Origin of the sequence: uncultured Psychromonas sp. (assembly GCF_947489755.1) — a bacterium.
GTDB lineage: Bacteria > Pseudomonadota > Gammaproteobacteria > Enterobacterales > Psychromonadaceae > Psychromonas.
Genome location: NZ_CANLFB010000018.1, coordinates 1 through 19,848, shown reverse-complemented (window position 1 = coordinate 19,848; position 19,848 = coordinate 1). Strand labels below are relative to the sequence as shown.

General features: G+C 36.4%; 18 protein-coding genes and 1 pseudogene. 13 read left to right on the top strand and 6 right to left on the bottom strand.

The features are described from left to right. Positions 1-38: 38 nt before the first annotated feature. Together Q0794_RS11335 and Q0794_RS11330 are read right to left on the bottom strand one after the other, a co-directional pair. Positions 39-1,424 carry a CmpA/NrtA family ABC transporter substrate-binding protein gene (locus Q0794_RS11335; protein WP_298941962.1) on the bottom strand — a complete coding sequence of 462 codons (1,386 nt, stop codon included), beginning with the start codon at positions 1,422-1,424 and terminating at the stop codon, positions 39-41. A gap of 228 nt (positions 1,425-1,652) precedes the next feature. Next, positions 1,653-2,282, bottom strand: a complete 630-nt coding sequence (locus tag Q0794_RS11330) for an ANTAR domain-containing protein (protein WP_298941960.1) — start codon at positions 2,280-2,282, stop codon at positions 1,653-1,655. Positions 2,283-2,680: 398 nt separating this feature from the next. On the opposite strand from Q0794_RS11330, the gene Q0794_RS11325 reads away from it, so the two are divergent. Together Q0794_RS11325 and Q0794_RS11320 are read left to right on the top strand one after the other, a co-directional pair. Beyond that, the gene (locus Q0794_RS11325; protein ID WP_298941958.1) at positions 2,681-3,994 is read left to right on the top strand and encodes an Hsp70 family protein; all 1,314 of its coding nucleotides are present in this window, start codon (positions 2,681-2,683) and stop codon (positions 3,992-3,994) included. 119 nt (positions 3,995-4,113) lie between these two features. After that, positions 4,114-4,833, top strand: coding sequence for a PEP-CTERM sorting domain-containing protein (locus tag Q0794_RS11320; RefSeq protein WP_298941957.1), 720 nt, complete (start codon positions 4,114-4,116; stop codon positions 4,831-4,833). A 59-nt stretch (positions 4,834-4,892) separates the two neighbouring features. On the opposite strand, the gene Q0794_RS11315 is transcribed toward Q0794_RS11320, so the two are convergent. Beyond that, the gene (locus Q0794_RS11315; RefSeq protein ID WP_298941955.1) at positions 4,893-5,102 is read right to left on the bottom strand and encodes a hypothetical protein; all 210 of its coding nucleotides are present in this window, start codon (positions 5,100-5,102) and stop codon (positions 4,893-4,895) included. Between the two features lie 295 nt (positions 5,103-5,397). On the opposite strand from Q0794_RS11315, the gene Q0794_RS11310 reads away from it, so the two are divergent. The 3 genes from Q0794_RS11310 (at position 5,398) to Q0794_RS11300 (ending at position 8,574) form a co-directional block, all read left to right on the top strand. Continuing rightward, the gene (locus tag Q0794_RS11310; RefSeq protein ID WP_298941954.1) at positions 5,398-6,396 is read left to right on the top strand and encodes a TRAP transporter substrate-binding protein; all 999 of its coding nucleotides are present in this window, start codon (positions 5,398-5,400) and stop codon (positions 6,394-6,396) included. A gap of 94 nt (positions 6,397-6,490) precedes the next feature. Further along, positions 6,491-7,201 (top strand): TRAP transporter small permease, encoded by a 711-nt coding sequence (locus Q0794_RS11305; RefSeq protein WP_298941953.1) that lies wholly within the window; start codon positions 6,491-6,493, stop codon positions 7,199-7,201. Next, complete coding sequence (locus tag Q0794_RS11300) at positions 7,201-8,574, top strand: TRAP transporter large permease (RefSeq protein WP_298941951.1); 1,374 nt, start codon at positions 7,201-7,203, stop codon at positions 8,572-8,574. The genes Q0794_RS11305 and Q0794_RS11300 overlap by 1 nt, the downstream gene beginning before the upstream one ends. A 167-nt stretch (positions 8,575-8,741) precedes the next feature. Here the strand turns inward: Q0794_RS11300 and Q0794_RS11295 are convergent, their stop codons facing one another. Together Q0794_RS11295 and Q0794_RS11290 are read right to left on the bottom strand one after the other, a co-directional pair. After that, entirely contained in the window at positions 8,742-10,073 is a 1,332-nt protein-coding gene (locus Q0794_RS11295; protein ID WP_298941948.1) for a sigma-54 dependent transcriptional regulator, read from the bottom strand. A 77-nt stretch (positions 10,074-10,150) separates the two neighbouring features. Continuing rightward, positions 10,151-12,019 (bottom strand): ATP-binding protein, encoded by a 1,869-nt coding sequence (locus Q0794_RS11290; RefSeq protein ID WP_298941947.1) that lies wholly within the window; start codon positions 12,017-12,019, stop codon positions 10,151-10,153. 272 nt (positions 12,020-12,291) lie between these two features. On the opposite strand from Q0794_RS11290, the gene Q0794_RS11285 reads away from it, so the two are divergent. The 8 genes from Q0794_RS11285 to Q0794_RS11250 all read left to right on the top strand — a co-directional run bounded on the left by Q0794_RS11285 (position 12,292) and on the right by Q0794_RS11250 (position 19,595). Further along, positions 12,292-13,560 carry a DUF711 family protein gene (locus Q0794_RS11285; protein WP_298941945.1) on the top strand — a complete coding sequence of 423 codons (1,269 nt, stop codon included), beginning with the start codon at positions 12,292-12,294 and terminating at the stop codon, positions 13,558-13,560. Positions 13,561-13,575: 15 nt separating this feature from the next. Then, positions 13,576-14,172: a glutathione S-transferase family protein gene (locus Q0794_RS11280; protein WP_298942072.1), complete on the top strand. Its 597-nt coding sequence runs from the start codon at positions 13,576-13,578 to the stop codon at positions 14,170-14,172. Positions 14,173-14,649: 477 nt separating this feature from the next. Continuing rightward, positions 14,650-15,408, top strand: coding sequence for an amino acid ABC transporter substrate-binding protein (locus Q0794_RS11275; protein ID WP_298941943.1), 759 nt, complete (start codon positions 14,650-14,652; stop codon positions 15,406-15,408). A gap of 25 nt (positions 15,409-15,433) precedes the next feature. Next, positions 15,434-16,105 carry an amino acid ABC transporter permease gene (locus Q0794_RS11270; protein ID WP_298941941.1) on the top strand — a complete coding sequence of 224 codons (672 nt, stop codon included), beginning with the start codon at positions 15,434-15,436 and terminating at the stop codon, positions 16,103-16,105. A 2-nt stretch (positions 16,106-16,107) separates the two neighbouring features. Next, positions 16,108-16,848, top strand: a complete 741-nt coding sequence (locus Q0794_RS11265) for an amino acid ABC transporter ATP-binding protein (protein WP_298941940.1) — start codon at positions 16,108-16,110, stop codon at positions 16,846-16,848. Positions 16,849-16,968: 120 nt separating this feature from the next. After that, a complete protein-coding gene (locus tag Q0794_RS11260) occupies positions 16,969-17,580 on the top strand; it encodes a hypothetical protein (RefSeq protein ID WP_298941937.1) in 612 nt (203 codons plus the stop codon). A gap of 234 nt (positions 17,581-17,814) precedes the next feature. Then, positions 17,815-18,375 (top strand): heme-binding beta-barrel domain-containing protein, encoded by a 561-nt coding sequence (locus tag Q0794_RS11255; RefSeq protein ID WP_298941936.1) that lies wholly within the window; start codon positions 17,815-17,817, stop codon positions 18,373-18,375. 242 nt (positions 18,376-18,617) lie between these two features. After that, a complete protein-coding gene (locus Q0794_RS11250) occupies positions 18,618-19,595 on the top strand; it encodes a collagen-binding domain-containing protein (protein WP_298941934.1) in 978 nt (325 codons plus the stop codon). 66 nt (positions 19,596-19,661) lie between these two features. On the opposite strand, the pseudogene Q0794_RS11245 reads toward Q0794_RS11250, so the two are convergent. Continuing rightward, positions 19,662-19,848, bottom strand: a pseudogene (locus Q0794_RS11245) (IS4 family transposase); the annotation flags it as partial.

Genomic DNA, 19,848 nt, shown 5'->3' with positions numbered 1-19,848 from the left:
TTATTAATTTACTTTTTACTAGTAACGGTTAAATAACCTTAAATTTTGTCATCTTTTTTAAGTCCAATTTTAAAAGAGTCTATGTAAGCGTTTGGCGTGTTACCGTCATAAACTAAGTCATCAATAAAGTGGGTTTGTGGTGCTCTAAAGCCTTTTTCAGTCGAAAAGTCTGGAAAGTCTTTGGCATCAGCTAGTTTTTCATCAATTAATGATTGCGCGGCCATTTGGTAAATATCTGGACGGTAAACTTTTTTCGCTAAATCTTTGTACCATTCATCTGTTTTACTTTCTGATATTTGTCCCCAACGACGCATTTGTGTTAAATACCAAATTGCATCTGAGTAGTATGGGTAAGTTGCGTTGTGTCTAAAGAATACATTGAAATCAGGCACCGCACGTTTGTCGCCTTTTTCATATTCAAAAGTCCCTGTCATACTATTTGCAATTACTTCATAATCGGCACCCACATAGTTAGACTGCGATAAAATTTTCACAGCAGCAGGGCGGTTTGCATTATCTTTTTCGTCTAACCACATAGCTGCACGAATCAGTGCACGTGTTAAACGTATTGTTGTATTTGGATACTTTTCAGCAAACTCAGCGGTTAAACCAAATACTTTCTCTGGATTATTTTTCCAAATTTCGTAGTCAGTGACTACAGGTACACCGATGCCTTTAAAAACAGCTTGTTGGTTCCATGGTTCACCGACTGAATAACCGTAGATAGTCCCAGCTTCTAAAGTCGATGGCATTTGTGGCGGTGGCGTAACAGATAAAATTGCGTCACCATCAATGTGACCACTTGTATCACCTTTATGAGGTGCGTAAAAACCTGGGTGAATGCCACCAGCTGCTAACCAATAACGTAATTCATAATTATGTGTTGAAACGGGAAATACCATGCCTAAATTAAAAGGTTTACCTTGTGCTTTATAAGATTCTACAACAGGCTTTAAAGCATCCGCTTTGATTGGATGTACTGGCCATCCATCTGCTTGTTTAGGAATATTAGGTTTCATCTGTTTCCAAATTTCATTAGAAACAGTAATTGCATTACCATTTAAATCCATTGAAAAGGGCGTAATAATATGGGCTTTAGTACCAAACCCCATTGTCGCTGCAATAGGTTGTCCTGCAAGCATGTGTGCACCATCTAAGGTTCCGTCAATTAAGCCGTTAAGTAACACTTTCCAGTTAGCCTGGGCTTCAATCGTGACGTATAAACCTTCATCTTCAAAATAACCATTTTCATAAGCGATGGCGATCGGCGCCATATCGGTTAATTTAATAAAGCCAAATTTTAATTCCTCTTTTTCTGGGTAACCTAATTTTTCAGCTTGCGCAAAAGAAAGCACGGTTGCTGATATAGCGATACTTAGTGCCAGTTTTTTAGCGACAAATTTGACTGGTTTAATCCAACTCATTATATAAATCCTTTTATTTTGGTTATTTTGATGCAAAAAAAAGCGCTCATTAGCCTCCTTACAAGAAGGGGGTTAATGAGCGCCATTGCTCTTTTTAAATGCTTAAACGTCGTTGTTTAAGTTTAAATTCTTAATTTTATTATCGCCGTTGATAATAAAAGGTACTCTTTTTCTTTTTCGTACTTTAACGATGTCCTTTTTATGAGACACCGTATTTAAAGCTGTTTTTTAATGAGTAAAAACAGAAATAATATTATTTGAAACCTCTGCTAAGGTTTGTCCATTATTCATGGCCATCTTTCTTAATAGTGTGAATGCTTCCTGTTCTGTCATTTTCCGTTGCTGCATAATATAACCTTTGGCACGCTCGACAATTTTTCGATCAGCAAGGAGATTCTTTGTTTGTTTTAACTCTTTGGCTAAAAGTTGTTGTTGTTCAAACCTTGCACATGCAACGGTAATGAGACTTGTTAAGCGATCTGGCTGATTATCATTGACGATATAAGCACTGACACCAGCTTTGATAGATGATTTGATTAATAAATGATTTTCTTGTTTTGCAAAAATCAATACAGGTAACGGGGTTAGCTGATTGATGCTCGCTAATTCGGTTAAAAGCACGCTAGAAGGAGCATTTGTATTAATGATTAAAATATCATGAGGCTCTTGTGCACACTTTTTAGATAACAGCATTGGATTATCGATGAAACTAATGACATCGAAATCAAGATTGATAAGCGATTGCTTTAAACTATTTGTTGATTTTTCAACGCCATCTGTTTCAACATTGCCTTCTTCGACAAGCAATACCGAGCATTTCTGTTCTGACTTCAACTGCTCTGTTTGTATTGCAATCATGTATCACTCCTAGTGAATCGAAAAACATTGTTAACATCCATTTAACAACCTCGACATTGCACATAGAGTGCCATATTTTTATTTTCTCATTAAATCAATGGTTTAATGTTTTTTGTGTTTGTTTTATACCATTTTAATAGAGGAAATATTGCACCAATCAGGCGAGTGAAAATTATAAACGCACTGAACAGGTGCACTATTACGGAGTGTTTTTTAGACAATTCAATGACTTTTATGAATAAGATCAAATGTGCGATAAAAAAGATAAATTAATGTTAATTAGTAATGTTAATTAGCATTTATTCAACTTTAAAACTTCAATTATGATCATCCTGATTTGTATTTATGGCTTGATAAGGTAATATCTCGCCCCTTAATTTTTTCAATTAGGTATTCCTATGACAACTGATTTTATTGGCATTGATTTTGGTACGAGTAATTGTGCTGTTGCAGCGCTTGTTAATGACTTACCAACACTGATTGTTGTAGATGAGAACAGCGAAAATCCGTACAAAATACGTTCAGCTATTTATTTAGCGCATGATGAGTCAGGCGATGATAGCCATGATGCTAAAGCAAATGAACAAACCTTAAATGATATGTTAGCCGCGGGTGAAATATTATTTGGTGAGCAGGGATTTAATGCTTTTTTAGAAACACCGCATGAAGGCCGTTATGTTAATAGCCCTAAAAACTTCTTAGGGGCGAAAATTCCTAAACGTTTGTTAGATAGTTTTGAAAAGCTAGTGGTGCGTTTTCTTTCGTATTTAAAGCAGTGTGCAGAGAAACAACTCTCTATTGTGATCACTAAAGTGGTGATCGCTCGTCCAGTTAACTATCATTCTACGATGGGTGAGTTAGGCAATAAACAGGCTGAAGCATTAATGTTACGTGCTGCACACAAAGTAGGTTTTACTGATGTCGAGTTTATTCATGAGCCGCTTGCCGCTGCCTATCACTTTGAACAGAATATCGACAAAGCCACCGACGCCATGGTTGTGGATTTAGGGGGCGGTACATCAGATGTTACTTTCTGTTTGTTAAGTCAAGAGAATGCAGAGAAGCTTGACCGAAGCGATGATATCTATTCAACCGTTGGTATTCGACAAGGCGGGATTGTTTGCGATAAGTTATTAGCCAGTGGCATTGTTTCTCCTTTATTTGGTAGAGGCACGCGTACTAACAAGGGAAGAGCGATTCCTAATATGCTGTTTTCTGGTGTTTACGACATTGATAACATGCCATTAATGAGTGATTTTTATTCGCCTGCTCGCAGTAAGTCGATTACTGAATATATTAATGAAAGTGAAAATCCAATACCGTTAATGCGTTTACAGCAAGTACAAACGGAAAGATTAACACATCAATTGATGCATGCGATTGAGCTTGCGAAGATCAATTTAAGTGATAATGAAAAAGCTGAGTTGTCGCTATCCTTCGTTGAAGATGAGTTACAACTGGATATTCAACGTCCACAAGTATCGGAAACAATGGTTAATTGGTTAGATAAAATGTTTGTAATGATTGATGATGCGATAGCACAGGCACAGAGAACGCCTGAAATCATTTATTTAACGGGCGGGATGGGTTTATCACCTTTAGTGCAACAAGCGTTAAGTGAAAGATATCCTTTTGTGTCGATCTCTGTTGCAGACGCATTTAGCTCTGTTGTGTTTGGCGCATTACTCAAAGCGAAGCGTTTATACTCGTAATAAGTAGAACCTTCATAAAGATTTATATAAAATGTTATTTTGATTTGTATTTGATTTTATTTTGCGTGTTATAATCGTACTCCGAAAATAGAGATAGAAACTTAATATTAGGGACAATAATGATGAAATTAAAACACTTGGTGGTATTAGCTGCCTCAACAGCAATGATGCCACTAGCATCCGCGACCACTATTACTTTTGACGGTTTAGATAACGGTACGATTGTTGATGATGAGTACTTTGCTGATTATGGCATTACTTTTAATGGTTACAATGCCGATAAAAACGAAAACAATTTAGCCGTAGTATTTGATAGTAGTTCGTCGAATACTCAAGATAGTGATTTAGAGTCTCCTTTTGCAAATATTAATGACCCAAGTTTAGGCACATCAAATCCTGGTAATGTTTTAGTTATCCATGAAAATCCGAGTACTTGTGATGCATTAACTTGTACCGATCCAGATGATGAAGGTAGCCGACCAGCAGGTACGTTTACGATTGATTTTTCTGAGGCTGTTACATTAAATAGTATTGATTTTTTTGACATTGAACTAGAAGAAGCATCGGATAATAATTCGATTAACTTATTCGACATTAATGGAGATGAAATTAGTGAAGATACTTTTTATACGCCAAGTACAGGCGGTAATAATACTTGGGATCGTCTATTATTTGATATCGTAGGTGTTTACTCAATTGAAATAAACCTCAATGGTTCTGGCGCAATCAGCAATTTAGATTTCGACTCTGCGACCGTTTCTGTTCCTGAGCCATCAACTATCGCTATTTTTGGTTTAGCGTTGTTAGGTTTTGCTGGAGCGTCTCGTCGTAAGGCTTAAGCTCACTCATATAGAACAATGGGCATAACTTTAAGTTTAGGTCTAAATCTAGGTTTAGGTTAAGACTTAGATTTAGGCTTAATCTTAAATGCTATTGTTAGAAAGGTCACTTCGGTGGCCTTTTTTGTCCCTATTAAAAATGACTCGTTAACCACGCTATTATCACCACAAATATCACCAAAAATAACAATTAAGCCTCTATTTAAAGTTCTTCCTAAATTCTTGTTGCTCTTTATGTTGCTATCTTCATGCTTGATTTTGTCATTCATGCCACCTTTGAATCGGTGCTCTAAATATTAACGGCGGCTTTTGACTCATTGTTCATTTTAGATGGGTAGGTTTCCCCCCATCACGCACACTTTCTATTTTCTATTATTCTAAGTATTTCTCTGTAAGCCTTACTATCACTGCGTTGTTAACAATAATTTAACATTGGCTCGTTGCTTGCTATATCAGTTCATACGATAGAACGTTTTCGTTATTAACAGTTAGATCATTTTATTAAAGTCAGTTTTATACAACATACGCAATCAATGCGTACCAATATGGATATAGGAGCTCAACATGTTTAAAAAATTAACGGTTATGTCTTTATGTAGTGCAGCACTTTTAAGTGGCGCTAATGCTTATGCTAATTGTGATCCAGGTGAGATGGTCATTAAGTTTAGCCATGTTACTAATTCTGATAAACACCCTAAAGGAGTGGCTGCATCATTATTAGAACAACGTGTTAATGCTGAAATGAACGGTAAAGCCTGTATGCAGGTTTTTCCAAATTCAACTTTATATGATGACAACCAAGTATTAGAAGCGTTATTAAATGGTGATGTGCAAATGGCTGCACCTTCTTTATCTAAGTTTGAAAAAATCACCAAAAAATACCGACTATTTGATTTACCGTTTTTATTCGATGATGTTGCTGCCGTAGATAGATTTCAGAACTCTGAAGCGGGCGATAAGTTAAAAAATGCGATGAACCGTCGAGGCCTTAAAGGCTTAGAATTTTGGCATAACGGTATGAAACAAATGTCTGCAAATAAACCTTTATTATTACCAACTGATGCTAAAGGACTTAAGTTCCGTGTACAAGCCTCTGATGTGTTAGTGGCACAATTTGAACAACTAGGTGCTAACCCTCAGAAAATGTCATTTAAAGAAGTTTACGGAGGCTTACAAACTAAAGTTATCGATGGTCAGGAAAATACGTGGTCAAACACTTACGGTAAAAAATTCTTTGAAGTTCAAGATGGCGTAACAGAAACGAATCACGGTATTTTAGACTACTTAGTGGTGACGTCTGGCGATTGGTGGGACAACCTCCCTGATGATATTCGTACTCAGTTAGGGACTATCTTAAAAGAAGTCACTGAAGAGAGAAACGCTGAATCAACGATTGTGAATGAAGCGAATAAACAGAATATCATTAAAGCGGGTGGTGTAGTACGTACTCTAACACCTGAGCAACGTTCAGAATGGGTTACAGCACTTAAACCTGTTTGGAAAAAGTTTGAAAAAGATATTGGTAGTGACTTACTTGAAGCTGCACAAGCATCAAATAAGTAAGTATTAGTTTATTGCCATTACCTACCATTTTTTAGTGTTGAGGTAATGGCTTTACTAAGTCACAAAAGAGAGTGAATAAGAAAGGGATAAACAAATGAAAATCGGAATTTTTGCCCGAATAGGGAAAATCACCGACTATGCAGAAGAAACATTAATTGCCGCATTTTTAGGGTTAATGACGTTATTAACCTTTGCCAATGTAGTGGTGCGTTATGTCTTCAATGACAATATATTATGGGCATTAGAGCTCACGGTATTTATGTTTGCATGGATGGTGTTAGTAGGGGCTTCTTATGGCGTTAAAAAGCATTTTCACATCGGTGTCGATGTGGTTATTAACATTGCACCAAAAGGCTTAAGAAAGACGTTTGCTTTAATCGCTGTTTTCTTTTGTTTATTCTTTTCTGTTTCGTTATTAATAGGCTCTTGGAATTATTGGGTGCCTTTTATTACTGATCGCGCTTGGTATGAGACGGAAGATATTCCCATGCCTGACATCTTACAGTTTCTTTCAGGTTGGTTTAATGAAGGTGAACGATACGAAAGGTTACCTCGCTTTATCCCTTACTTTGCATTGCCTTTAGGGATGGCATTAATGACGTTCAGATTTTTGCAAATCACTTGGTTAATTATGACCAATAAATTAGATCGTATGATTGCCAGTCATGAAGCTGAAGAACAACTCGATGAGTTTCATCAAGAACAGGGCAATAACGAGTTAAAAGAGCTTAAAGAAAACTTTGCTAATAAAAGCCACGATCAAAATAAAGCTGAACAAGCGAATGTTAACAAGGAGGGTAACTAATGGCTATGCTAATGCTTTTTATCATGGTGATTGCATTGATGATCGTCGGCGTACCTATTGCGATTTCGCTAGGTGCTTCAAGTATTGTCTTTTTGATGGTGCATTCTGATGCATCATTAGCGTCTATTGCACAAACGTTACTTAATGCGTTTACTGGTCATTATACTTTATTGGCGATTCCTTTCTTCATTCTTGCTTCTAGCTTTATGGCAACCGGTGGTGTGGCTAAACGTATTATTCGCTTTGCAATTGCACTGGTTGGGTCATTACGTGGTGGTTTAGCCATGGCATCTGTTGTGGCTTGTATGATGTTTGCTGCTTTATCTGGCTCTTCACCTGCAACAGTTGTTGCGATTGGTGGGATCGTTATCGCAGGGATGGTTAAAAATGGTTACACCAAAGAGTTTGCTGCAGGGGTTATTTGTAATGCTGGTACGTTGGGTATTTTGATTCCACCTTCGATCGTGATGGTCGTTTATGCTGCTGCAACCGATGTATCCGTTGGGCGCATGTTCTTAGGGGGCGTTATTCCTGGTTTGTTAGCCGGAGTCATGTTGATGATCGCCATTTATATTTATGCACGTTATAAAAACATTCCAGCACAACCTTTTGTGGGTTGGGGCGAAGTGTTCCGTTCTGCAAGAGATGCTGGTTGGGGATTATTGTTGATTGTCATTATCCTTGGTGGTATTTATGGTGGTGTTTTTACACCGACTGAAGCGGCTGCTGTTGCCGCTGTGTATGCCTTTATTATTTCTAACTTTGTCTATAAAGACATGGGACCATTAGCAGATAAAGAACCCGCAGAGAAAAAGGCCAAAGCATATTGGTTTAAAGCGATGCATGTGTTTTGCCATGAAGATACGCGTAAGACATTATATGATGCGGGTAAATTAACGATTATGCTGATGTTCATTGTCGCTAATGCATTAATTCTTAAACATGTATTAACTGAAGAGCGTATTCCGCAAATGATAACAGAGTCGATGTTGTCAGCTGGTTTAGGCCCAATAGAATTCCTAATTGTTGTTAATCTATTATTATTGATTGGCGGTCAGTTTATGGAACCCTCTGGTTTATTGATTATTGTGGCACCTTTAGTCTTCCCTATTGCGATTGCTTTAGGCATTGATCCTATTCACTTGGGTATTATGATGGTGGTAAATATGGAGATAGGAATGATCACACCACCCGTTGGTTTAAATCTCTTTGTGACCGCAGGGGTCGCCAAACTGTCCATGATGAAAGTGGTGAAAGCGTCGTTACCGTTAGTAGGGGTGATGTTCTTGTTCTTAATGATTGTGACTTATGTACCAGCGGTCTCTACGTGGTTACCAAACCTGATGATGGGACCTGAGATCATTACTAAATAAACAGTGTTTATGCTTAACAAGGGTGATGACTTAACCTTTAAAAAAGCTAAAGCTGGTGGATAAAACCACCAGCTCTTTTTAACTTTTTATATTGACTCACTAATCCTGATGAAGTTCTTATTCTAATAGCTTTCTTTATTATCTACTCTATCTATCTCTCTCTCAACTTATTCTGCTTTGAAGCTTTGCTTTTCAACACTGTGTTTTTGCATTTTGTCATACAATGTTTTACGCGGTAAGTTAAGTGCTTGCATGGTGTCTTTAATGCTGCCATTGGTTAGGCTCAATGCTTGTTCTATTAAGGTTTTTTCAAAGGCATCGACTTGTTCAGATAAACTTAAACCGGCATTAACATCATTCTCGGCACAATTGAGGTCAGAGAGAGAACCTAATAAAATGAATCGTTCAGCGGCATTCCTCAACTCACGAACATTACCTGGCCAATCATGGCTTAATAATGCTTGTAATGAATGAGTGGGTAGTGCCGGTGCGGCTTTTCCGTATCGAGCGGCTGCCACTAATAAAAAATGATGAAATAACTTGGGAATATCCTCTTTACGATGACGTAATGGTGGTAGATCTAGGGTTACCATATTTAATCTGTAATACAGGTCTTGTCTGAAACCTGGTGCTTCTTTTAAATCAACTTTGGTAGCCGCAATGATTCTGATGTCTAGGTCAATGGCTTTGTTAGAGCCGACGCGTTCTAAACTTCTTTCCTGTAATACTCTTAATAAACGTACTTGAGCTTGCATTGGCATCGATTCGATTTCATCAAGAAATAGCGTGCCTCCTTGAGCATATTCGAATTTTCCGATACGTTGTGAGTCAGCACCTGTAAAAGCGCCTTTTTCATGACCGTATAATTCACTCTCGATAAGATTCTCTGGCACCGCGCCACAGTTTACTGCGACAAAATTGTTAGCACTACGTTGGCTTTGTTCATGTAGGGAACGTGCGACTAACTCTTTACCTGTGCCTGTTTCTCCATACAGGAGTATGTCAGCGTGGCTATCTGCGACACGATATATCATTTGTTTTAATGAGACGATACTCGGTGTATTCCCTATAATTCTTGGTCCGAGCGTTTCTTTACTCTGTAATGCTTTCTTTAATTCTCTATTTTCAAGTGTCAGTTGTCGTTTCTCAATAGCTTTACGGGTTACTTCTATCAGCCTATCTGACGAAAAGGGTTTTTCAATAAAATCATAAGCACCATTTCTTATTGCTTCAACCGCCATTGAGATATCACCATGACCAGTGATCAAAATAATAGGCAAGTCAGCATCTTGCTGTTGTAAGGTGTTTAACAATTGTTGTCCTGTGATACCAGGTAATCTAATATCAGAGATCACCACTAAAGGTAACGATTGTTTAGCAGCTATGAGTGCAGATTCTGCATCTTCAAAAAATTCAGCTTCAATATCAGCTAATGCAAAGGTTTGCTCGTTTGATAAACGCATATCGTATTCATCATCAATAAAAAATACCAAACTCATTATGGCTCCCTGAACTTATTTTGTTTTTAATTGTTTATTCATTGTTAAACATGACGCTAGCAAAATCATGCTGAGCGTTATGATTGGCCTTTTGACCTGTCGTTGTTCATTATGTTTGACTCATTTAATAAGCTGTTCATGACTAATGGCAGTGTAATCGTAAATTCAGCGCCTGTTGTTGGCCTATTTTGTGCTGATAAAGTGCCTTTCATATTACTGATAATTTGTTGTGAAATGGATAAACCTAAACCCAGCCCTGTTTCTTTGGTGGTAAAAAAGGGTTCAAACAAATGTGAGAGATACTTTTTATCGATACCCGTTCCTTTATCGAGTACTTTGATAATAGCCAGTGGTTTATTATCCTGCTTATCTTCCAGTTGAACGGCTAATATAATGATGATTTGCTTATCGTCACTGTGTTGCATTGATTGTAAAGCGTTAGACAGTAGGTTCACAATAATTTGTTCTAATTGAATAGGCTCAGCTCTTACGTTAACAGGTGTTTCCGGTAACTCTATGGTTAAGTTAACTTTGTTCGCTTTTAATTGCGGTTTCAGTAATTCATGTGCAGCGAAAATAACAGGCTGTAACGCGATCACTTGTAATTCTCCATTAGGTTTGCGTGCAAATGATTTAAGCTGTGAACTGATTTTCGCCATACGCTCGGTTAATAACCCAATGCGCGTTAAGTTATTACTAACATTATCTAATTGGTTTCTTTCAAGAAATAATACCGCATTTTCTGCATAGGTTCGTATCGCTGATAAAGGGTTGTTGAGTTCATGACTGATACTGGCAGATAGTTGCCCTAATACGGCTAATTTAGCAGATTGAATGAGTTCTTTCTGTGTAGAGCGAAGTGCCGATTCTGCTTTGTGTCTTTCTTCTACTTCAGCTTGTAAGGCTGATGTTCTTTGCATCACCGTATATTCAAGTTCTCGCTTAGATTTAATTTCTAATAATGCTTGTTCGTGAAATCTGTTTCTCTTCTGTTTAATGACAATAAAGGATAAATAGAGTAATAAGTAGAGCAATGAAATGAAAGTAAATAAAATTAAGATGTCGATGATGATCGGAGCAATAGGGGCAAATACTCTGACACTCCAATCTTGGATGATTGATACACTTAGCAGAGACAAGTAGTAATTTGAAAAAGGTTTTTTGTTTGCTGTCGTTAAAATACTCGCGTTTTGTTGCAAGTCACCTTTGATAGAGACAGATTCGATGGATTTTTCTAGATACCGACGGCTACTTAATATGGCTTGTCTTTGTTTATCTGAGAGGGGAGAAAGCGCTTTAAAAAGCCATTTCTCTTCAGAAGAAATAAATACAATGTCATTCATATCTGAGACTAAAAAGTGTTGCTCTTTACCTATCCAGTCTTTCTCTATCAGTGATAGATCCATCTTAACGACTACCACGCCAATCACTTCAGCAGCATACTTAATAGGATATGAGAAATAATAGCCTCTTCTACCCGATGTTGAGCCTAATGCAAAGTACTGACCTTGTTCACCGCGTATTGCATCTTGATAGTAAGGGCGGAATGCATAGTTATCACCTATAAAAGAGGTTTCTTTTAACCAGTTACTCGCGGCGATAGTCGTTGCTTTTGCATCTAATAAGTAAGTATCTGATGCGCCGACTATATTGTTGATTGATCTTAAATGGCGGTTAGTTAAATCGAGTTGCGCGGTATTATGTGGAGACATTAACGCATCGATGATAATGCCTTGCTTAGACAGTAACTGTGGAATGAACGCAAAGTGTCCTAGTTGACTCTCTAGATGGCGACTAAAACGATCAAGTTGTTGTTGATTACTCGTTTGTAATTGTTGAAAACTATGTTGCCATAAGAGGTTAATACTCACGACCAAGGTTAAGCAATACATGAAAAGATAAACGAGTGTTATATGTTTACTCAGTTTTGCCATGATTAACTGCATTGTGGTTGTTCCTTATTTATTACCTTTTTCATTTCTTTACTTATTTCTTACTTATTTAACGTAGCGAATACTGTTTCTCTAAACTTGTCTATTATACTGGATCAATTTACCTTAACTTCAGCATTTAAGCTGTATGATTGCTCATGGTTTTATAGATAATATTGTCAGAATTAGGTTTATATATTGATGAAGTGACTGATAATAAAGCTAAAATGACTAATGGTTAAACTATATGCTATGTTATTAGCACATTTTATTTGATGACAAGACATATGACACTACCTGAACTGATATTAGATAAAGCACTTTGCAAAGTCCGAACGATCACCACTTTTATTCATTTAGATTTTGATCAAAGCCAATGGCCTTCATTAATTAAAAATGCCAATGATTTTTGTCAATCATTAGCAGATGATTTCAAAGACAAGGGCTATACAGTTCAATCTATTCGGATTGTGACCAATGCTTTTGCTGAATATATCGATACCACTAACTTACAAACTGCTCAACAAGATTTACGAACGTTAAATACGTTACTCAGCAATAGCCAACAATCAGGTTTAAGACTTCGATTTGCTATTGGCGAAGCGACGACTGCGCATCAACTCAGTCTGATTCCTGAATTAATTCAAGAATTCGGTGATTTATGTAATGTTTGTGTGAATATTCCAATGGATGAACAGTTTCTATTGGATAATCAATTAATTGAAAGTGCTACGAAAGCGGTAAATAGAATTAGTCAAATGACTCCACGTGGAGAGGGTAACTTTAATTTTACGGTTAACTTTAACTGCAAGCCGTTAATTCCTTATTTCCCTGCCAGCTATTCTGATAAAACCACTAATAATAGCTTTGTCATAGGGTTAGAAACGCCAGATTTATTAGTTGCCACATTAAAAGCATTTAATGCGCAAAACGCAGTATTAGATCATCAGCAAGCTTTTGATGGTTATTACCAATCTTTAACCCAACAAATACAGCATCACGTTGACCAATTAAAAATAATTATTGATGCTCGCAGCCTTAACCAACACGTTAATAGAGGTTTTGAAAAGGATTTTAAGTTTGCAGGTTTGGATAGCTCAGCGGCGCCTTCTAAAAATTGTGCGAGTATGACGGAAGTTTACGAGTTAATGGGTGTTGAGTACTTCGGAGCCTCTGGCACCGTTGAAGCGTCTTCGTTATTAACGCGTGTATTCAAATCAATTAAAAATATGCCGCTGGTGGGCTTTTCAGGCCTCATGCTAGCATTAACCGAAGACAGAGGGCTTGCGTTTGGTAGTCAACAAGCCCATTTCGATATTCGTGCGTTATTAACCTATAGCTCAGTGTGTGGAATCGGTTTAGATACGGTGCCTATTCCCGGTGATACACCGATTGATAAAATTTCAGCTTTAATGCGTGATACTGGTACGATGGCATTCAGATTAAACAAACCATTAACGGTACGCGTGTTTCCAATACCAGGTTTAAACGCGGGTGATTCAACGTCATTTGAAAGTGACGACCTATGTAACTGTACTGTGTTAGCAGTACCTTAAGGATAAAATATGTCGATAATAATTTATGGCGATAGCATGTCAGGCAACTGTTATAAAATTAAATTGTTATGTTCATTGTTACACATTGAACATCAATGGATTGAAGTGAATATTTTAGAGGGAGAAACTCGCACTAGTGAGTTTTTAGCAATGAATCCTAATGCTAAGATTCCATTGTTAGTGACAGAAAATAAACAATATATTTCTGAATCGAATGCTATTTTGTATTACCTCTCTCAACAAACCACATTTTTCCCAACAGATGCTTTACAACAATCAGTTTGTTTACAATGGATGTTCTTTGAGCAATATAGCCATGAACCTTATATTGCGGTGGCTCGTTTCATCAATAAATATCTTGGTAGCCCTGCGGACAGATTAGAAGAATTAGAAAGCAAACAGGAAGGCGGCCTTAAAGCACTTGCCGTCATGGAAATTCAACTACAAAAAACACCTTATTTAGTCGGTGATACGATTAGTATTGCTGACCTTTGTTTATTTGCTTACACCCATGTTGCTTATGAAGGAGGTTTCGATTTAAACAACTTCCCAGCGATTTTGACATGGATTTCTCGTATTGAACAACAGCCAAACTTTATTAATATCGGATAGATATTAGGCAAGTTAATTAAAAATTAGCCAGAATACGAAAGTTTGCTTGTTATGGCACTAATATATAACGTTAAGTTATAAATTCGTTGAGGACAGACGCGTTGCTTAATGTTTTAATGCGCCTTAATAGGAAGTTGAATTATTTAATATAACTATATTTAAATCAGTGATTTTAGATTATTTAATCACTTATTTTCATGTAGAATTCAGCCGTTCTCCTGATAGAAAGTAATTTGATCAAATATTAGTGTGCCGTTGTGTCCATTATGATGTTGAATGTGAACTTTAATTAGCTACCTTTTTCACAGCTAAAAATTTCATTGTCATCATCGTTAAACTAATTTATGCACTAACGTTAAATGATTGAGAAATTATTTGAACATAACAAACTCATCATCAAGTATTTATACCTTGGTATATTAAAACGTACTTAGATGACCATTTAATTACACGTTAAACAATTGATATAGGAATAATATGAAAATTCTATTTAAAAAAGCATTGATTGCATTAGTTGCAGTGAGCAGTTTATTAACTGTACCTGCATTTGCTCAACAAACCGTTAAAGTGGGTATGTCTGGCCGTTATTTTCCATTCACGTTTTCTAAAAAAGATGTACTACAAGGCTTTGAAGTTGATGTTTGGAACGAAATAGCTAAACGTTCTGATTACAAAGTTGAATATATAACATCAAGCTTTTCTGGTTTATTTGGTATGTTAGAAGCAGGGCACATTGATACGATTGCGAATCAAATTACTATTACTGAAGCACGTACTGCTAAATATGCCTTCTCAGTGCCTTATGTTATTGATGGTGTTCAAATTACTGTTCGTAAAGGTCGTGATGATATTCAAGGTCTTGATGATCTAAAAGGTAAGAAAGTCGCAGTTAATTTAGGCAGTAACTTTGAACAAGTATTAAGAAAGCACGATGTAAATAAAGAAATTAATATTGTTACTTATGATACAGGCATAGAGCAAGATGTTGCGTTAGGCCGTGCAGATGCATTTATCATGGATCGCGTTTCATCAGTGCAATTAATTAAAGAAGCTGGTTTACCGCTACAACTTGCAGGTCATCCATTTGAAGAGATTCAAAATGCGATGCCATTTTTGAATAAACCTTCGCAACTAGCTATCCGTGATCAAGTTAATACAGCATTAGCTGCAATGCGTGCAGATGGTAAGTTAGCTGAAATATCAAACAAGTGGTTTGATACTGATATCACTCAATAATATTAATCCTTAAAGAGTCATTTTTATGCAAAGTTCTTTTGATCTTCAATACATTATTGAATTAATGCCCATTTTATTTAAATATCTTGGGGTGACAATGGAAATGGCACTTTGGGGGTTCTTATTTGCATTAATACTCGCGCTTGGTTTAGCGTTAGTGCGAGTATTTAAAATTGCTTTTATACAACACCTTGCGTCACTCTATATCTCTTTCTTTCGTGGTACACCGTTATTAGTACAATTATTTTTATTGTATTACGGTTTCCCACAGTTCATGCCTATCTTTGTAGGGATGGATGCATTTACTGCCGCTGTTATTGGCCTTTCATTACATTTCTCAGCTTATATGGCAGAAAGTATTCGAGCCGCTATTTTAGGTATTGATAAGTCTCAAATGGAAGCTTGTTTAAGTATTGGTATGACACGCTTACAAGCAATGAAACGTATTATTTTACCGCAAGCATCTCGTTTGGCGACGCCATCTTTAATGAACTATTTTATTGATATGATAAAAAGTACTTCATTAGCTTTTACGCTTGGTGTTGCAGAAATCATGGCGAAAGCACAAATGGAAGCGTCTTCAAGCTTTAAGTTCTTTGAAAGTTTCCTCGCTGTTGCGGTTATTTATTGGGTGGTTGTTATCTTCTTTACACGCATTCAACACCTTCTAGAAAAAAGATTAAATAAGGCATATTAATCATGATCAAAGTATCCAATTTAAGTAAAAAATTTGGTGATTTAGCCGTACTAAAAGACATTAGTTTTGAAGTTGCTAAAGGTGAGATTGTTGTGATTATTGGTCCATCAGGTACAGGGAAATCAACATTATTACGTTGTTTGAATTATCTTGAGACGCCTACAACAGGTCAGATTCATATTGGTAATGCGACTATCGATGCGGTTTCACACAAAGCAAAAGAAGTAACCGCATTACGCCAACAAAGTAGTTTTGTTTTTCAGAATTATTCTTTGTTCGCAAATAAAACCGCGTTACAAAATGTAGCTGAAAGTTTAATTACCGTATGGAAAATTCCGACACAAGAAGCGCTTGAAACTGCAAGAGCTATCTTACTTAAAGTTGGGCTGAAAGATAAGTTTGATATTTATCCATCGCAACTATCAGGCGGTCAACAACAACGTGTTGGTATTGCAAGAGCCATGGCCGCTAAAGGTGAAGTTATTTTATTTGATGAGCCTACCTCTTCGTTAGATCCAGAGTGGGTTGATGAAGTACTTGCAGTAATGAAGCAACTCGCCATTGAAAAGCAAACAATGATCGTTGTTACTCACGAAATGCAATTTGCTAAAGAAGTCGCTGATCGTGTTATTTTTATGGAAGATGGTTTCATTGTTGAACAAGGCTCCCCACAAGATGTCTTTAATAACCCTCAACACGAACGAACTAAAGCGTTTGTAAAAAGGGCACTTAAGCAGCATTAATATGGCTATTTATTCTTAACCATCAACGCTACCTTACTCTGAGGTAGCTTATTTAATTTATTCAAATCACATTTAATATTCTGATTTATTTTTCAATATTTAACATTCCAAAGGTTTTACATGTTTTTATTTCGCGCATTTTTATATTTAGTCTCATTAGCAGGCGTTGCTTACTTAATCGGTTTAGAAGGGTATGAGCATCAAACGCTTGCCCAGTACAATGAAAATACTTTGACAGAGCATATGCAAGATATTTTAACGCTGTTAAGTAGCTTGTTGTTTTTATATGCTGCTCGTCTCGACGATAAGTTAAAAGTAGCCAGTACTTTACTCGCTGGTTTATTAGCGATGATGTTTGTGAGAGAGTCTGACTCGTTGCTAGACCACAACATATATGATGGTGCTTGGGAAACTTTAGTACTTTTCATTGGTATTGCTTTAGTTATTTTCTTACGAGGAAAATTTTCGACTATCTATTCTTCTTTAAAGGCTTATTCAGAAACAACTTGTTATGGTACTTTTTTAGCAGGTTTAGTGGTCATACTTGCTTTTTCAAGAGTCATGGGAAGAGGGTCTTTTTGGACATCTGTCATGGGCGAAAATTATATACGCATTGTGAAAAATATAGTTGAAGAAGGCACAGAAACGTTGGGCTACACTTTGATATTTATCTCCGCTGTTGAGTTAGTCTTAATTTGTCGAAAGCGTCGGCATGCAGTAACTAAAGCTTAATAAACATATTCTTTATACTTGCATTATTGTCAATAAATGCACATTAATGGTTAAGCTTTGTTAATACTTAGCTTAACTTTTTTCTTCCCTGATAAATCATCTTATAAGAAACTATCTGATACCAATATTTTATAGTGATTTAGCACGCTAAAAACTACTATAACTAACCTGACTTTTATATAATAACTCCCATTATAAACTTACAAAAATCCCCCCAATTTTAAAGGAACTAAAATGCAAACGTTAAACTCAATCGATTATGGCCCATTAGCTGGCTTAATAGGTATTTGGTCGGGTAATAAAGGCAAGGATCTTGCGCCTGAAGCAGATGGTACAATGGAACTTAATGAATATTATGAAACCATAGTATTTACAGAAGCTGGTGAGACTTCTAATGCTGAAGAAGAGGTATTAAGCGCAGTACAATACACTCAAAAAGTACAAAGAATTAGTAGCGACAAAATAATACATCAAGAAGTGGGTTATTGGCTTTGGGAACAAGGCACAGATAATGTGATTCATTCACTTACTATTCCACGTGGATTATGTGTATTAGCTGGCGGGAAGGTAGTCACAAAAAATGCAACCGTATTTGATGTTGAAGCTAGTTTTGATAGCGAACAATGGCCAATAGCCCAGTCGATTTTTCTTCAAAATAAAGCGATGACAAAAACCTTTAAACAGAAAATGACGTTATCTGGCGATAAGTTACAGTACTCACAACATATGTTATTAGACATTTATGGTAATAGTTTTGATCATAACGATCATAGTAGTTTAAGACGTCAACCATAAAAATTAATCTGCTATAGAATAGAGTTAAGTGTAAAGGCCCATAATAGTTGTTATGGGTTACCTATGATTTTTATAGTTCTTTTATCTTTATTTTAAAAATATCGTCGAAATACTTTACGAACCTATAATTACCTCTAATTGTATATTTAAAAAATACTATTACTTACAATTGGTTACAAAGTTGGTCTAATAATTGCTATTTATGCGACGTAGATATAATTAATTTTAAATTAGAGGTATAAATGATAAAAACGCGTGTAGTAGTCGCATTATTAGTTGGGCTTTATTCTCAATACAGTTTAGCTGGACCGATTGAAACGTTAAGTGAGTACAACCTTATCGTTTTAAATGATCTTACATCATCCAGTGAAGTTGAAGGTAAAACGTTGATAGGTGGTGATTTATCAGGGACTTCAAATTATGGTATTCGTTTACAACAAAATGATCCAACAAATGGCGATGCGTTAGTCATTGCTGGGGACTTAGTTTCAGGTTCGACTGTTAATGCTAATGGCCAAAGTGTTGTTATTGCAGGTAATAATAACGGACAAGTTAATGCTAGCTCAGTATCAAGTGATGCTTCTGAGTATGATTTTGATTTAATAAAATCAGAATTTGTTAACTTTTCAGGTTATTTATCTGAATTGGCAGTTAACTCTATTTTAACAACATCTACAAATGAACAGCCTGGTCCTGCATCATTTGAAGTTGGTTCTGATATTGGTACAGATGTTGCTGTCTTTAATATTACAGCTGAAGATTTCTTCAATAATAATTTAATTCAACAATATGATGTTGATTTGAATGGTCAAAGCCCATCAGCGATTGTTATTAATGTTTCTGGCGAAGTCATTAATGATAATAATTTTAACGGTAATGGAGTGGGTAACATTGTTACTGATGCCTTCCGTGAAAATATCATTTGGAATTTTTTTGAAGCAACCGATATTGATCTTCTTAAACAGTTGAATGGTAGCTTGTTAGCACCTTTTGCTGATTTAAGTAATGCAACACCAATTGAAGGTTCTGTGGTTGTTAATAACTTTGATCAAGATGGTGAAGTTCATGATGCACTGTTCGCAGGAACAATAAACTACGATGTATCAACGGATCCACAAGATCCAGTTGTCGATGTGCCAGCACCTTCATCATTCATTATTTTTGCTTCTGCTTTATTAGGTTTAGGTCTGTGGCGTCGTAAAACTGTTACAGCAAAATAAGTCTTCTTCTTTTAAACTAAAACATTAATGTTTAAAAATAAAAGGTTACCTATCGGTTAATGCCGTTCACTTAAGGTGAATGGCATATTTACTTTTTGCAACAGGATATCGATTTTTAGATGATTTTAAACACCTCGGATAACTTCGTTCTCGCCTCCCCTCTAACTTAAACTGCACTGCATTTCTTTCTATATCAATCACTATCTTCGGTACATTACCAGGGGCATATATCGGCATCATCGTCAGTGTATGG